Here is a 13,128-nt window from a genome sequence, read left to right as displayed (position 1 = left end):
GACAATCACTTCATTTAATTGGCTAATTATTAAACCTAAGGGAATTTACTTGCGTCTACAACAAAAAATCAGTGTTTATTTCGATGACCTTCTTAAAGAAAATCACAGGAATTACTCAAAACATACCCATTCATTCGTTTTCAGGGAAATAAGTGAATAGTTTCAGAGAAATCGTGGAAATAATAACGTCTGATATACACGACAATAAAAACGAAAGCGTGATGCTAAATCCAGTAATGAATTTTGTATCACGCTTTGCGGGGCAGAGGGGACAATGTTCGAACCTATTTGTATCTGATTTGAGCAAAATCACGAACTTTATGGATAAGTATTACCGGAATGAGGATGGAATCGGGGGAGTTTATCTCTTTGAAGAGTTTCACTGGTAAGGGGTAGCTAAGATGAAGGTTCAGGCTAAAAAACTAATTATGTGGGATACTAAGGACCTTATAAAGCAGGTTTCACAGCATAGGAAACTAAATATTGTTATCAATACTCCTCACGGAAAGCTCCTCCTTCCCGCTGAATTTGATATCAATATATTCCTTCCCCATCGCATGGCTGCATATCTGTTTGTATTTGTAATAAAAGGAAGTTCCCAACATTATATAGACCTGGAGGAGATTACAGTAAAGGAAAGTAGTGCGCTTTTCGTGTTGCCCCATCAGATTCATCGTATTCACCGGGATTGGAGCCAGGTAGGAAACTGGTTTAAATTAGCCTTTGACCATGAGTGTATGTCTCTGTTGCCGCAATCATATGATTTTCTGTTGAATCCTTTAAACACCCCTGTTGTAAACCTGACTGAAGAGGATCAGACAAGGATCATTCCAACACTGCAATCTATCGCGCAAATTTTAAATACAGAAAACACGGATACTGCCTCAATACTGCTTGCTCATTTAAATACATTATTATCAGAATTAAATTATTGCTACTTCCGCAACAATAATACAAACAGAAATAGAAATGGGATGCTTTCAATCTATCTTGATTTCAGAAAGTTGATTGAACAAAGACTAAGACAACAGCCATCTATTCGGTTAATAGCCAGGGAGCTTAGTATTTCTGAAAATAAGCTATATAAAGTAGTGAGATATTTTTCAGGTGTTTCTCCAAAAGTATATGTTATTCAGCAGACTATTCTGGAAGCTCAGCGCATTTTTTTTTATCAACCCATTGCTGCAAAAGAAGTGGCTTATATACTGGGGTTTACTGACCCGGACTATTTCTCCAGACTATTTAAAAAAAATACCGGAAAGACTATTTCGCAGTTTGTGAAAGAAGTGCAGAATTTGTCCGGCAAACATGTTGATTAATCCATCCAGATTGCTTTTGAAAACGGCAACTTAGCTTTTCAAAAACAATATATCTATGTGGCAGACACTCATTCTTAGTTTTTTCATGGGGTTAATGGGAGCTAATGGCATTCCTCATTTCATAAAAGGCATTACGAAAGAACCCTATCCTTGCTTATTAGGGAATGCTCCTATTCCAAATCTGATTGCTGGTTGGCTGGCTTTTATTATTGCCTGCTTATGTGCTTATTGGGCGCATCTGAAGTTTTACCCATTAGTTGCATTTTGTTCCTGTGCATCAGGCGCCTTGCTTATCGGCCTTTTTCATGCAGGGCCTGGCGCTATAGGCAAACCTGAATAAGGTAGCATAAAATAATTGGGGGAAATTAAAGAGAAATCGACTAAAAAGAAAAACCCGCGACTAGCGCGGGTTCCTTTGAATTTTTGCGGGGCGGTTTGCAAATAAGTGCTTTTTAAGAAGTTCGAAATTAGTCTTATATTATTCAGAATGCAGGATCTTCACCGGATTGGTCAAAGCCGCTTTGAAAAGGATGCTTCGCTAAAGCTATTGTTATAAGGAATTTTTGACAAATTCGCCTTTTTGTGTAGCTATCTGATTACCCCACCCAACAATTGCATCAAGTACAGGGGTGAAAGACTTGCCAAAATCAGTTAAACTGTAAACAACTTTAATGGGCGGCTTTTCTCCATAGACTTGTCTTGAAATCAACTCATCTTCCTCTAATTGTTTTAATTGCAAACTCAATGTCCTTTCAGTAACACCAGGCATTTCCTTTCTAAGCTCGCTATACCGTTTATGTGCATCCTTTAAATGGTATAGAATAACCGCTTTCCACTTTCCTCCGACCAAATCCATAGCTACACTCACAGTGCAAGGATATAATTTGTTATTGACTTTTATAAAATCACTTTGACATTCTATTCCCATAACATTTATTTGATAAAGCTATCCTAATGGATAGTTATTGTAAATCTATTGAGCTATAAATAGTTTTGCAACTATATTTTTTATAGTTACAAAAATCACCTAAATAACAGAAAGCATGGTATTTAATTTAAAAGAACATGAGACAATAACACAAAAAGATAAACCACTCATTACTATCGTTGGTGTTTTGGGTAAGCAAGGGCGCAGTGCTGCACGCACTTTGTTACAGAGCGGGCGTTATCGTGTACGCGGTATCACTCGCCGCGTTGATTCACCTGAGGCGCTTAGTTTGGCAGAACAAGGGGCCGAATTTGTGCGTTTACCGCTTGATCTGGGATATAAAAAAGACTTTGTGGAAGCATTCCGTGGCTCGGATGGTGTTTTCATGATGACACCAAGTATTGTCCCACCGGCAACTCACGAGATGGAGTTGGGTAAACAGTTGGCGGATGCGGCGATTGAAGCAGGAGTACGGCATATTATCTTCAGCAGTTTGGAAAATGTGGATAAAATTACGGGAGGAAAAATGTTTGCTCCCCATTTTACAGACAAGGCCAAAATCGAAGAATATATTCGTATGCTACCAGTCACAAGCTCGTTTATTTACATGGCTTTCTTTTACACTAATCTGATTGAATTTTATCCGCCTGATATGAAAGGCGATACGCTTGTATTTCCGATTTATTTACCAAAGGACTTCCGTGCACCATTTGTTGATCCTCTTACTGCCACAGGTCCTGCTGTTTTGGAAATTTTTTCGAATCCAGGTCAGTATACTGGTAAGTCCCTGCCAGTAATCGGCGATATTATCTCACCCCAGGAGATGGTCGATACTTTCATCCGTGTCACAGGTAAGAAGGCTGTATACAGTTCTGCATTCACACGGGAGGATTTGCTTCATCATTTCCCGGAATTTAGTTCAAATGAGATTTTAGTGCGTGAGATTTTGGGGATGACAGAATACGCAGTTGAATATGAATATTTCAGAAAAGATCGCGACCTGCTGTGGAGCCGACAAATAAACCCGAGCAGCCTCAGTTGGGAACAATTTCTGCGCACCACTGGTTGGAAAGGCCAAAAACTTTCGTATTGATTGTTACTTGAAGGCTTTTATCAGAACGTTAGACTTATAAAAATTAACAAGATAGAATAGATAGTGTAACATTCCCATAGTTTCGGTCGATTTGGACCTGGAAATTTTAATAAAAAAAGCCTTCAGTTCGAACGAATCTGAAGGCTTTCCGATGGAATCCGATTCCCCAAATGCTGAAATTGCAATAGGAACTGATCAATAATTTATTCTGATCTTCCCTTTCAATATATCTTAATCTGTCTTATTCCGGTTCAGGTCGAAAAAATCACTTTTTTCACCAATAGCCGTTCTGACACACTTCATAATAGCTTCGTGCAAGTCGGTACCCGAAGCATGCAGGGGGTCAATAGCCTTTACCAATAATGTTCGCAATGTAAAAAGCTCCTCTCTGTTATATTTTTTCGATCCTTTTACCAATTCCAGCTTCATCAGCTGCTCCTGCTGATTCTGTTTGGGATTGAAAATTTCATTTATATGGCTGCATTGGTGGCAGACGCCATTCTTGTTGATTAACGCGCACCTGTTTTCAAAAGTATCCGTCATAACATTTCTGGCATCATTTAACAAGTGTTTTATCACACCTTCGGTCTTCCCGAGGATGAGACAAATTTCCTTGATTTGAAAATCGTAAATATCCTTTAACATCAGCGCGACTTGATTTTCTATGGGTAAGGTCTTTGAGATACAAGTGAAACAGAAGTCCATATGCTCTTTCATTTCGTAAGCCCCGGCACCCGATGTATCATGAACCTTCCAGAAGGCCTGCCTGACCTCCTCCGAACCTATGGCCAGGTCTGCTCCCCGATCCTGGGCATCAACCTGCCATCTTCTTAACTTCCGTAAATGATCATAGGCAACGTTGGTGGCTATTTTGAATACCCATGTTTTCAGAGAAGAATCCTGGTTAAAGGTCGATATCTTAGTAAATGCCTTGATAAACGTATCATGCGTCAGGTCATCTACATCATTACGATCGGTAAGTAAGCGGTACAGGTAAGATTTCAGCTGGTTTTGAAATTCGGCAAACAGTGTTTGGAATGCATTGATATCGCCGGATATGGCCGATTTGAGGATGTCTTCCCTTTCCATTCAATTCATTAATAAATAAAAAAATGAGGTTGCAGCCTTCCGCCCGAAGACCGCAACCGTTAATATACTATAATATGTTCAGCTTGCCGCAATCCACATCAACAATATGACTGTTGAAGGCTGCCCCAATTTCAGAGGCAAGGAAAGCAGCCGTTTCGCCGACTTGCTTCAATGTCGGACTCGTCTTTAATATGTCGAGGGCTTTGTACTGTGCAACCAACTGCTCAGAAGGTATTCCGAGATTTTTTGCGGAGGCATCGATCCATCCGGAGATCCTCTTCGTCTCCATTATGGCGCCGGGGCAAATACAGATCACCTTTATGCCATCCCCACCCCATTCAGCGGCCATCACCCGCGTCAATCCCTCAACAGCTGCACTGGCGGCCGTGATGCCCGCCAAATTGGGAAGCTTGGTCCTGGATAACGCAGCCGTGAGAAGTAAGATAGTTCCCTCGGATCGGGTTTGCATCATATATTTCGCCGCTACCCTCGAAGTAAGGAATTGTGAACCACAGATCTTTTCCATCGGGGCCATAAATTGTTCGAAAGTAGCCACCGTTGTGAGCGGACGGCCACCCATCTCGCTATAACCAACCCCGATACCATTGAATACTACATCCAGTTTGCCGTTGTCCGAGACGACCTTTTTTAAAAAGTTGTCTATTTCGGTCTCATTCAACGCGTCCACTTTGGCGGCTTCCGCACTTCCGCCGCTCGCTTTGATCTCCTTGGCCAATGCTTTTACGGCATCCAGGTTCCGGGCGGTGACATACACCTTTGCCCCGTGTCGGGAAAACGATCGCGCAACTGCTCCTGCAATTTCTCCCGATGCCGCAAATACGACGGCTACTTTGTCTTTTAGATTTTCCATTTTGTTTGGATTTATCTTTTGACGATTCAGCCATACAAAACGGTCGGTTTTTTGTGAAATAGTGCTAAATTAAAAGTAAGTGATTGATTATGATCTATTTGTGAAGAATGTTTTAGGTATTGCCATATGGGGAGAAAAGATTGCCTACGTCCCGCGTGATGTGGCTCCAGTGAGCCTGGATGGGCCTCAATAAAAGAACAACTGTGCCGCACTAGATGCGCCATTCGCCATTCTTAATGAGTTTTTGGTGCCTGATAAAAACAAAAAAGCCTGAAATCTTACGATTCCAGGCTTTTTCTTGGTTTTGATACCATAGTGGCGGAGAGTCAGGGATTCGAACCCCGGGACCTGTTACAGTCAACAGTTTTCAAGACTGCCGCAATCGACCGCTCTGCCAACTCTCCAGGGACGCAAAAGTATAAAAGGAAATCAAAATAAAAAATTATTTTGAGAAATATTTTGAAATCAGCCACCAGAGCAGATAATTACGAATTACGAATGGCAAATTACGGACCTAAGCGATGATAATACTAGTCTGTTGATTCAAAAATTTGCCTGATGAGTCTTCGCTTTGATCCGTAATTTGCCATTCGTAATTCGTAATTGCTATTTCCAGCCGCCACCTAAAGAGCGGTATAAATCTACCATAGCACTTAAGCGCTGGCGATCAATATCTGCCTGCCCCAGCTCTGCTTGGAGCGAACGTGATTGTGCAGTTATTACTTCCAGGTAGTTGGCCATACCACTGCGAAACAGCATTTGCGCCTGTTGCACCGCCAGTTGCGATGTACTCACCTGTCTTACAGCTATCTCCTGTTGTGTTTTTACTTTATCCAGTTTTACGAGTGCATCACTTACCTCGCCAATGGCGTTCAATGCCGACTGCTTAAACTGTATCACGGCCTGTTCACGCTGAATTTTAGCTACTTCCAGCTGTGTTTTCAGTGCACGGTGCTGGAATATAGGTTGTGTTACACCACCAGCCACTGTACCAAACAGCGAAGCAGGAAGGTTAAACCAGCTGCTTGCTTTAAAGGCATTTAAGCCCCCGTTAGCGGTTATACTCAGCGTTGGATACATATTGCCCTGCGCTGCGCCAACCTGCGCATTTGCGGCTACTAAGCCCATTTCGCTGGCACGTACATCCGGTCTGCGACTCACCATCGCCGCAGGAATACCTGTTGGCAAGGCATCCGCTACCTGAAAATCACTCAGCTTGCGGCTACGTGTAATCGTTCCCGGTAGATTACCTGTTAAAATGCGGATAGCATTCTCCTGAATAGCAATCCCCTGTTCCAGCTGCGGCAGTAATAATTCTGCTGTTTGTTTTTGAGAGATGGCCTGTTGTACCGCCAGTTCTGTAACCTCTCCGGCTGTTTTCTGCAAACGGATCATCTGTACAATCGTATCGCTGAGTGCCACATTCCTGCGGGCAATGCTCAGCTGATTATCCAGCATCAGCAGGTTAAAATAGCTATTGGCAATGGAAGCCACCAACCCTGTTTGTACAGCATGCTGTCCTTCATAAGATTGCAGGTAACTGGCCAGTGCCGCCTCTTTCTGGCGACGGATCTTACCCCATATATCCACTTCCCATGACATCCCCACTCCTACACTATAGTCTTCGAGATGATCTCCCAAATGATTATTGGACAGGTTCAAACCAGTGAAACTATTCTTAGAAGGAAAATTGGTATTAGCAGATAATGATGCCGTAAAAGCCGGCAGCCAGGCCACTTTGGCCTGTTTCAGGTATGCCTGTGCTGTTTCAACTCTTTTCACCGCCAGCTGCAGATCATAATTACCCACAAGAGCGGTATCAATCAACTGCTGCAAAGTGGCATCTGTAAAAAATTTCTTCCATTCCATTTCTGCTATGCTGCTGTCAGAAGGCGCAACATTGCCAAATTGCTGAGGCAGCGCCACCGGGGGCCGCTCATAATTGCGGCCAACCCGGCATGCTGCTAACCCTACAACTAAGGACAACAACAAAAAGTAAAATGAGCTATATCTTGTTTTCATTTGTCTTTTTTCTGATTCTAATAATAGATAATGCTGATATTTTAGTGTACCAGCTTTGTCTCATGTTCTGCTTCCAATTCCACTATCGGCTTACGGCTGATTTTCTCTTGCAGGAACTGGAAAATTACAAACAGCACAGGTATGATGAATACCCCCAGGACCACCCCGGTAAACATGCCACCTACAGTACTCCAACCGATCGAATGATTGCCTTTGGCAGATGCGCCTTGTGTAAAGATTAATGGCAACATACCAACAATAAAGGCAAAGGAAGTCATCAATATTGGACGAAGACGAAGCTGTGCTGCTTCCAAAGCCGCCTCAACAAGCTTATAACCCGCCCTTCGCCGTTGTATGGCAAACTCCACAATCAGGATCGCATTTTTAGCCAATAATCCTATCAGCATGATCATACCTATTTGTACGTAGATATTGCCCTCTATGCCGCTAAAGCCAATGAAACTATATACACCTAATATACCCGTAGGTACAGTAAGGATTACTGCCAGTGGCAGGATGTAGCTTTCATACTGTGCAGCCAGCAGGAAGAATACGAACAATACACTCAATAAAAACACGAACGCAGTTTGGTTCCCTGCTCTTATCTCTTCCCTCGTAATACCCGTAAACTCATAGGCATATCCTTGTGGCAATGCCTTTTTCGATACTTCTCCAATGGCTTTAATTACATCACCGGTACTATAACCTGGTTTGGGTGTAGCATTAATGGTAACAGCACTATACAGGTTGTTTCGTGTAACTGTTTCCGGGCCATATACACGTGTGAATTTGGCCACTGTGCTTACCGGTACCATCGTACCCAGGTTGTTCTTTACATAAATAGCATCCAACGAACTTTTATCCATCCGGTATGAAATATCGGCCTGCGCCATTACGCGGCTATATTTCCCGAAACGGTTAAAGTCTGAAACGAAACTACTACCATAATACGTTTGCAGCGTATTCAACAAATCACCAACAGATACACCCAATTGTTTCACTTTTACATCATCTATATCAATTGTGTATTGTGGATTACCCGTATTAAAAGTAGTGAACGCACTTGCCACTTCTGGCCGCTGACTTAATGCACCAACAAAACCCCATGCCGTTCCTGCTAATTTCTCCAGCGATCCGTTTGTTCTGTCCTGCAACATCATTTCTACCCCGCTCACATTACCGAAACCCTGTATTGTTGGAAAACCAACAAAAAAAGTTAAGGCATCATGTACTTGCATTGATTTGCCTAACAAACCGCCTGCAATAGCAGTCGGGTCTTTTACAACACCTCTCTCCTTACGATCTTTTAACCTTACAAATATCGCAGCATTAGGGGAAGCGTTCGCATTTGTTACGAAGTTCATCCCATTTGCAGCCCATACATCGCTCACCCCCTCATCTTTCATCGTAATTTTACTAATCTGGCTCGTTGCATTCTCCGTTCTGCTAAGTGAACTACCGGGAGGTGTTTGGGTAATACCAACTACGAACCCTTGATCCTCATCTGGAATAAACCCGGTAGGTGTTGTTTTGATCAGCCAAACTGTAGCAACCACTACAAGCAATAATCCGGTAATGGCCACCCATCTGTTCTTCAGCAGGAATTTGATGCTCCGTATATATCTTGCCGTCATTGCATTAAAAGCGGTATTAAACGCATCGAAGAAGCGGGCACCAAAACCTTTTTTCTCTCCACCTTCGCCTATATGCTGATTCTTTAAGAATAAAGCACACAACGCCGGACTTAGCGTTAACGCATTCACCGCAGAAATAACGATAGCAATGGCCAGTGTAAAGGCGAATTGTTTATAGAATACGCCTGCAGGACCTTGTACAAAGCTCACTGGTACAAACACTGCTGCCATTACCAATGTGATCGAAACAATCGCACCGGATATCTCACTCATCGTTTTAACTGTTGCCTCTCTTGCCGGTAAATGCTCACGTTCCATCGTTGAGTGTACGGCCTCTACAACCACAATTGCATCATCCACCACAATACCAATAGCCAGTACCAATGCGAACAATGTAAGCAGGTTAATGCTAAAGCCGAATAATTGTAAGAAGAAGAAGGTACCTATAATCGAAACTGGAACAGCAATTACCGGGATCAATGTAGAGCGCAGATCTTGCAGGAAAACGAAAACCACGATGGCCACAAGGATGAATGCTATGATCAGTGTTTCTTTTACCTGGTCGATAGATGCATCCAAAAATTCCTTCGAGTTGTACATTATCTTAAACTTCATGCCATCGGGTAACGCCTTTCCAAATTCTCCAATCTGTCGTTCCAGCTCGGTAAGAATTTCATTGGCATTGGAACCCGGTGTCTGCAAAATACCAAAACCAGTAGCCGGTTTGCCATCGAGCAAATTCGAGGCAGTATAACTATAGCCACCAAGTTCAACCCTGGCCAAATCTTTAAGGCGAAGAACAGAACCATCGTTCTTTGCCTTAATCACCATATTTTCATACTCTTCAGGCTTATTTAACTTTCCCTTGTATTTAATAATATACTCGAAAGATTCTTTACTACTTTGTCCCAAACGCCCTGGTGCAGCTTCTACGTTCTGATCTTTGATCGCATTCATCACTTCTGTTGTAGAAAGATTATTAGCAACAAGCCTGTCGGGTTTCAACCAGATACGCATCGAATAATCTTTTGAACCAAATGGCTGTACCTGTGCCACCCCTGGTATACGTTGCAACTGAGGGATGATATTAATTCTTGCATAGTTATTTAAGAACAGTTCGTTATACTTAACGCTATCCTCGCTATATATCGCCACAAACATCAGGAAGCTGCTTTGCACTTTCTGTGTAGAAAGCCCGGCTTGTAATACTTCGGGAGGTAGCTGGCTATTAGCTTTAGATACGCGGTTTTGTACGTTTACCGCCGCAATATCAGGATCCGTTCCTTGTTTAAAATAAACTGTCAAGGTGTAGCTACCATCGTTGTTGGAATTGGAGGTCATGTACGTCATGTTCTCCACACCATTTACCGATTCTTCTATCGGGGTAGCAACTGTACGGGCTATCACCTCCCCGTTGGCGCCAGGGTAATTGGCTATAACCTGTACAGATGGCGGCGCAATCTCAGGAAATAAAGCCGTAGGCAGGGAGAATAAAGACAACCCTCCCAGTATAACCAATATGATAGAAATAACCGTAGATAACACCGGCCTTTCAATAAATCGTTTTAACATAAATAACAATTATGGGTTGCGGTATGTCCGCACGAACGCAAACAGTGCATGTGTGTAACAACACTGCCTGCGTCACAATTTGAATAATGTTTTGTGTAAACGTTCTTAACACTAGCGTGCTTTCGCGCTTAATTATTTTAAAGCAGCGGCTTTGCTTTCAACAAACTATCTATAGATACCATCTGTGGCTGAATAACAACGCCATCTTTTAAACCACCCATCATCATGGTAGATTGAGAAGATAATACAATCTTATCTCCCACCTTTACGCCATCAGTAACAAAATAATAATTAGACGTTTTGCCAGAAATGGTGAGTGGTTTTGTAACGATTTTATTGCTATCGGCCACTGTATAAACGAACACTTTGTCCTGCAATTCAAACGTGGCTTCCTGAGGAACTACCAATGCAGAAGCATGTAAAGTAGGTACTCTGACTTTACCAGTACTACCACTTCTAAGTACTCCCTGTGCATTAGGAAAGCTGGCACGTAAACTAATTGCACCCATAGTTTTGTCAAACTGCCCTTCCACTATTTCAACTTTTCCTTTTTCAGGATAAACACTTCCATCTGCCAGGATTAATTCTACCGCAGGCATTCCTTTTACTTTTTCAGCAACGCTATTACCTGGATATTTTTCCTTGAATTTGAGGAAATCGGTTTCACTCAAAGAAAAATAAACACGCATATCCTTTACTTCAGAAATAATAGTCAATGCGCCTGCCATTCCTCTGCTAATAAGGCTTCCCGTTTTAAAGGGAATACTACCTACATAACCATCGCCAGGTGCGCTAATATTTGTGAACCCAAGATTGATACGGGCGGCTTCTACCTGGGCATGTGCCTGGGCAACACCAGCTTTCGCTGAATTGTAACTTGCTTCGGCCGATTTTAATTGAACATCCGATACCACATTATTACTAAGTAGCGGTTTCAATTTATCAACGTTGATTTGTGCATTCTCTAATGCCGCTGTTGCAGCTTGTAAATTTGCAGTGGCATTGTTGAGTTGCTCAACATATGGTCTTCTGTCGATCGTGAAAAGTGTTTGACCTTTTCTAACGTAATCACCTTCATCTACTGAAATATTCGTTAGATAGCCATCTACCTGTGGTCTTATTTCCACATCACGGGTTCCTTCTACCGAAGCAGAGAAATCCTGAAACGTTGTAGCAGGTAATGTAACTGCTTTAATTACAGGTAAAGATGCTGGCGGTGGTGCCTCATTTTTTGCCTGCGATGTACTACAGGCAGACAATACCGAAAGAACAAAAAAACTATAAAGTAAGCCTGCCGGCAATGCTGTTAATGTTGATTTCAATGGTTTCATACTACATTTTTTTTTGACGACTAAAAATAAAATCCCCCGTCGCGACTCAGGCCAATAAAAAGCAGCCTTGCTTCGCAGCAATCAATATCAATGACAGCAATCGGGTTGTGGTTATACAGGTAGATAGCCCCGCAATACCCAGGGAGATATAATGTTACAGCACATTACACGTCTGAGCACAGCAATATGTTACTACTGTAAAAAAGAAAATGAAGGTTTGCGGTTGGCCGCTAATTAATTCTCATCGGTTTTCAAATTTATAATGATGCACGGGCGACATCATTTATTAAATACGATGCAAAAATAGATATTTAAAGTTAACGGACGTTTAAATTATTACGGGTTTAATTGTACTTTTCACGGATACTCTTTTGAAAGGAGACAGGCGTATATCCTGAATGCTTTTTAAAGAAGCGATTAAAATAAGCATCATCTTCAAAATTTAATTGCGCCGCAATCTGTTTAACAGAGTGCTCTCCCCAGTACAGTAGCCGTTTTGCCTCCATAATACGCTTCTCATCAATGATGAATTTAGCATTTCTTCCCAGCAATCCTTTCACTGTATCATTCAAATGCCCCGGTGATATATACAACATCTCTGCATAATCAGATACCTGCGCCTTTTCACGAAAATGGCGGTCTACCAGCATCTTAAACTGACCGGCTATATTATATTGCGAACTCTCTGCATTCATCCAGTAACCGGTAGGTTCAGAAATACGCCCACAGGCAATCACAAAAGCATTCAGCAAACTACGGATCACGGCATCCTTACGCGATCTGTTACTCTCATATTCTTTGGTGATCAAATCTACATAAGACATTACCTCTTCCAGCTGATCTTCATCCAGCGGAATCAATCCTGAACTGAATACACAACGCCAACAGCTCACTACATCCTGCATTTCCGGTACCAGGAAATCCACCACAAAAGCCAGGTTGATCAGCTCTGCATCGCCGGACATCCCATGTTGATGCACCTGGTTAGGTTCCATCAGCATAATTGCCGGCGCCTTTACTTCATATCTTTTAAAATCTATCGTCTGCGTCATACTGCCCTTAAGCAGGATATCTATACTATACCCATTATGACGATGAGGTTCACATAATTCCGATACATCTGGTTCACAGCCATCCCACTTACCAATGAAAAACTGCGCGCCTTCTTTACAGTCCTCTAAACGATAAACCGGTATACTTGCTACACTTGCTATTTCCATGTTCGTTTATTGGTTTATTAATGATCAGGTTACTATCAAATAACTTTTA

Annotated in this window: 10 protein-coding genes and 1 tRNA gene; 3 read left to right on the top strand and 8 right to left on the bottom strand. The window is 42.2% G+C overall.

Translation table 11 applies throughout. The annotated features are described in order from the left end of the window. Positions 1-428 precede the first annotated feature (428 nt). Both CLV51_RS13660 and CLV51_RS13655 read left to right on the top strand, forming a co-directional pair. A complete protein-coding gene (locus CLV51_RS13660; protein ID WP_158267011.1) occupies positions 429-1,319 on the top strand; it encodes an AraC family transcriptional regulator in 891 nt (296 codons plus the stop codon). Between the two features lie 55 nt (positions 1,320-1,374). After that, positions 1,375-1,659 (top strand): hypothetical protein, encoded by a 285-nt coding sequence (locus CLV51_RS13655; RefSeq protein ID WP_106528575.1) that lies wholly within the window; start codon positions 1,375-1,377, stop codon positions 1,657-1,659. A gap of 210 nt (positions 1,660-1,869) precedes the next feature. On the opposite strand, the gene CLV51_RS13650 is transcribed toward CLV51_RS13655, so the two are convergent. After that, the gene (locus tag CLV51_RS13650) at positions 1,870-2,247 is read right to left on the bottom strand and encodes a winged helix-turn-helix transcriptional regulator (RefSeq protein WP_106528574.1); all 378 of its coding nucleotides are present in this window, start codon (positions 2,245-2,247) and stop codon (positions 1,870-1,872) included. A 115-nt stretch (positions 2,248-2,362) separates the two neighbouring features. Between CLV51_RS13650 and CLV51_RS13645 the strand changes: the two genes are divergently transcribed. Further along, complete coding sequence (locus CLV51_RS13645; RefSeq protein ID WP_245898717.1) at positions 2,363-3,340, top strand: NmrA/HSCARG family protein; 978 nt, start codon at positions 2,363-2,365, stop codon at positions 3,338-3,340. A gap of 231 nt (positions 3,341-3,571) precedes the next feature. Here the strand turns inward: CLV51_RS13645 and CLV51_RS13640 are convergent, their stop codons facing one another. From CLV51_RS13640 to CLV51_RS13610, 7 genes are all read right to left on the bottom strand, one after another. Then, a complete protein-coding gene (locus CLV51_RS13640; RefSeq protein WP_106528573.1) occupies positions 3,572-4,429 on the bottom strand; it encodes an RNA polymerase sigma factor in 858 nt (285 codons plus the stop codon). A gap of 67 nt (positions 4,430-4,496) precedes the next feature. After that, the gene (locus CLV51_RS13635; RefSeq protein ID WP_106528572.1) at positions 4,497-5,300 is read right to left on the bottom strand and encodes an SDR family NAD(P)-dependent oxidoreductase; all 804 of its coding nucleotides are present in this window, start codon (positions 5,298-5,300) and stop codon (positions 4,497-4,499) included. Between the two features lie 316 nt (positions 5,301-5,616). Then, a tRNA-Ser gene (locus CLV51_RS13630) sits at positions 5,617-5,704 on the bottom strand. Between the two features lie 202 nt (positions 5,705-5,906). Then, entirely contained in the window at positions 5,907-7,322 is a 1,416-nt protein-coding gene (locus CLV51_RS13625; protein ID WP_106528571.1) for an efflux transporter outer membrane subunit, read from the bottom strand. Between the two features lie 41 nt (positions 7,323-7,363). Continuing rightward, the gene (locus CLV51_RS13620; protein ID WP_106528570.1) at positions 7,364-10,528 is read right to left on the bottom strand and encodes an efflux RND transporter permease subunit; all 3,165 of its coding nucleotides are present in this window, start codon (positions 10,526-10,528) and stop codon (positions 7,364-7,366) included. Between the two features lie 137 nt (positions 10,529-10,665). Beyond that, positions 10,666-11,859, bottom strand: coding sequence for an efflux RND transporter periplasmic adaptor subunit (locus CLV51_RS13615; RefSeq protein WP_106528569.1), 1,194 nt, complete (start codon positions 11,857-11,859; stop codon positions 10,666-10,668). A gap of 344 nt (positions 11,860-12,203) precedes the next feature. Then, entirely contained in the window at positions 12,204-13,079 is an 876-nt protein-coding gene (locus CLV51_RS13610) for a helix-turn-helix domain-containing protein (RefSeq protein ID WP_106528568.1), read from the bottom strand. Positions 13,080-13,128: the final 49 nt, after the last annotated feature.

Source organism: Chitinophaga niastensis, assembly GCF_003014755.1.
GTDB classification, from domain to species: domain Bacteria; phylum Bacteroidota; class Bacteroidia; order Chitinophagales; family Chitinophagaceae; genus Chitinophaga; species Chitinophaga niastensis.
The sequence above is the reverse complement of the archived record's forward strand: the minus strand, read 5'-3'. Positions and strand labels throughout refer to the sequence as shown.

Coding starts and splice junctions, on each gene's coding strand:
- CLV51_RS13615 (WP_106528569.1), bottom strand. CDS start 11,859: ATGAAACCATTGAAATCAACATTAACAGCATTGCCGGCAGGCTTACTT.
- CLV51_RS13625 (WP_106528571.1), bottom strand. CDS start 7,322: ATGAAAACAAGATATAGCTCATTTTACTTTTTGTTGTTGTCCTTAGTT.
- CLV51_RS13635 (WP_106528572.1), bottom strand. CDS start 5,300: ATGGAAAATCTAAAAGACAAAGTAGCCGTCGTATTTGCGGCATCGGGA.
- CLV51_RS13640 (WP_106528573.1), bottom strand. CDS start 4,429: ATGGAAAGGGAAGACATCCTCAAATCGGCCATATCCGGCGATATCAAT.
- CLV51_RS13620 (WP_106528570.1), bottom strand. CDS start 10,528: ATGTTAAAACGATTTATTGAAAGGCCGGTGTTATCTACGGTTATTTCT.
- CLV51_RS13645 (WP_245898717.1), top strand. CDS start 2,363: ATGGTATTTAATTTAAAAGAACATGAGACAATAACACAAAAAGATAAA.
- CLV51_RS13655 (WP_106528575.1), top strand. CDS start 1,375: ATGTGGCAGACACTCATTCTTAGTTTTTTCATGGGGTTAATGGGAGCT.
- CLV51_RS13650 (WP_106528574.1), bottom strand. CDS start 2,247: ATGGGAATAGAATGTCAAAGTGATTTTATAAAAGTCAATAACAAATTA.
- CLV51_RS13660 (WP_158267011.1), top strand. CDS start 429: ATGTGGGATACTAAGGACCTTATAAAGCAGGTTTCACAGCATAGGAAA.
- CLV51_RS13610 (WP_106528568.1), bottom strand. CDS start 13,079: ATGGAAATAGCAAGTGTAGCAAGTATACCGGTTTATCGTTTAGAGGAC.